The 1,889-nt window shown below is 34.3% G+C and carries 3 protein-coding genes and 1 pseudogene; all 4 read right to left on the bottom strand.

The window, feature by feature from the left end; genetic code table 11:
- Positions 1–159: 159 nt before the first annotated feature.
- Entirely contained in the window at positions 160–495 is a 336-nt protein-coding gene (locus tag PV763_RS17495) for a type II toxin-antitoxin system HicB family antitoxin (protein WP_035270373.1), read from the bottom strand.
- Positions 492–740 carry a type II toxin-antitoxin system HicA family toxin gene (locus PV763_RS17490; RefSeq protein WP_044425274.1) on the bottom strand — a complete coding sequence of 83 codons (249 nt, stop codon included), beginning with the start codon at positions 738–740 and terminating at the stop codon, positions 492–494. The genes PV763_RS17495 and PV763_RS17490 overlap by 4 nt, the downstream gene beginning before the upstream one ends.
- 105 nt (positions 741–845) lie before the next feature.
- Positions 846–1,373 carry a plasmid pRiA4b ORF-3 family protein gene (locus PV763_RS17485; RefSeq protein WP_420938288.1) on the bottom strand — a complete coding sequence of 176 codons (528 nt, stop codon included), beginning with the start codon at positions 1,371–1,373 and terminating at the stop codon, positions 846–848.
- Positions 1,374–1,604: 231 nt separating this feature from the next.
- A pseudogene (locus tag PV763_RS17480) lies at positions 1,605–1,814 on the bottom strand (recombinase family protein); the annotation flags it as partial.
- Positions 1,815–1,889: the final 75 nt, after the last annotated feature.

Genomic DNA, 1,889 nt, shown 5'->3' with positions numbered 1-1,889 from the left:
TAATTATATGGCTCTAGACTAACATAATCATTCTGCTAGTCTAGAGCCTTTCCTAAAATTAACATAATACACCTTATGCGAAATCAAAAAAGGGAGCTGTAAGCTCCCTTTTTTACTAATTTTTTTCAATTTTTAGATGTCAATCTAGGCTTCAATAAATTAAGCACCTAAACGCATTAATTTCTCTTGAATCGCATCGCTTACAAAAGCATTAAGAGAATTATCACTTGATGCTAAAACAGCTTTACGGTGTAACTCAGGACTAATACGGACATTAAATGTACCTTTGAATGGCTGATCGGGTTTTTTACCTAATTCAGCACAAGACTCTAAATATCCATCGACAGATTCCTGAAAAGCTTGTTCAAGAGTTTTTAATGTTTCTGCTTCATAAGTGATGAGATCACGGATAAATGCAAGCTTTCCAAATAACTCACCTGTTTCAAGATCAGGTTCAATTGTACCTAGATAACCTTTGTATTTTAAATAGCTCATAAAAATCCCTCCTGCTTGAGTGCCTGTTTTACAGATTTCAAAGCCCCACCTTTGATTTCATTTTCAGGGTGTGGCCTGTGCAGTAAAATCATGTGTTCAGTTTTCGTATTAAAAAAACGGACACGAGAGCCTGCCATTTCAAATTTTTCATAGCCGAGCTGATTCAGTAAAACGACTAAATCTTTATACGGAAATGTATTTTTTGAATTTCCAAATTTTTCCAGTAACTTTTCCGTTTTACCCATACTTCAGCCCTACTGCTATTGCAACTAAGTATAGTTACTTTTAAATAATAATTGCAACTATATTTAGTTGCAATTTCGTATAACAGCCCTTATGTTAAATCAGGTTTAAAACTTAATATCATGTGAATTAAAGTAGGTCGGATCAAACTCTATCTCTCCTATTTCATCCTCGATAATTTGCATGTAATCGTCATATCTTGGATGTTTGGGGTCTTGTAATGCATCTAAAATATCAAGATATCCAAAAATTCCTCCAATATCTTCAAATGGAGCATGATTTTGACCATCTATACAACATGGATATTTTTTATTTAAATCAGGAGATTGTCTGCTTTCTACAGTAATCAAATGTTCCCAACAATCGCCAAAATCATATGTATATATAATTTTTTTACCTACACGTAGAACTTCTTTCAATTTTTGTCTTTTATTGATCTTTTCATGCTGAATAGTCGTGAATTCATGTAAATGGCTATCTTCCCAATCAAAAGCAGATTGAATTGCCTTATGGAGCCTAGATAAAGTAGCTGCCGATGAAATTTGAATAGCTCTCCAGATTTCAGGATCACTACCTAGCAGACTAATTTTTAATTGAAAAACTTCATCAGAAGATTTGAGCTTTACAGTTCCCATAACAGCCTAGTTCTCAAAAAATAGTTTTAGTAAATCTAAAATTAACATAATACACCTTATACGAAATACTTGATATTTATCATTAAATTTCAGTATATTAGATCAAGCCGTTGTGGGGCATAGGGTACCAGAGCGGCTTTTTATTGATTATTTATGTTCCACGCTTAAAATTCGAACAATGTTTCATGATTTTTATAAGTTAAACTAAATTTAGTTGCCAATCCCAATAAGCTATTCACTAACTTGTAAATATCGGTATACCGCCTGACGACTAATCCCAAAAGCTTTTCCTAATGCCATTTTTGATGGATACTTCCCTTCCCTCCATGCTTGTCGTAAAGCTTCAGCTTGGTCAGGCTTTAGTTTATGCACCCGACCTTTGTACTTCCCCTGAGCAGAGGCGAGTTTTATTCCTTCCTTTTGCCGCTCTAAAATGATCTGGCACTGTTGCAAATAGAGATTTGAGTCGATGATGTTCCCTTTAAAAAGTACTTAGAGACCGAAAACCCTGTTGAT

It is taken from the genome of Acinetobacter sp. AS5, assembly GCF_048957595.1.
In the GTDB taxonomy this organism is placed as follows: domain Bacteria; phylum Pseudomonadota; class Gammaproteobacteria; order Pseudomonadales; family Moraxellaceae; genus Acinetobacter.
The sequence above is the reverse complement of the archived record's forward strand: the minus strand, read 5'-3'. Positions and strand labels throughout refer to the sequence as shown.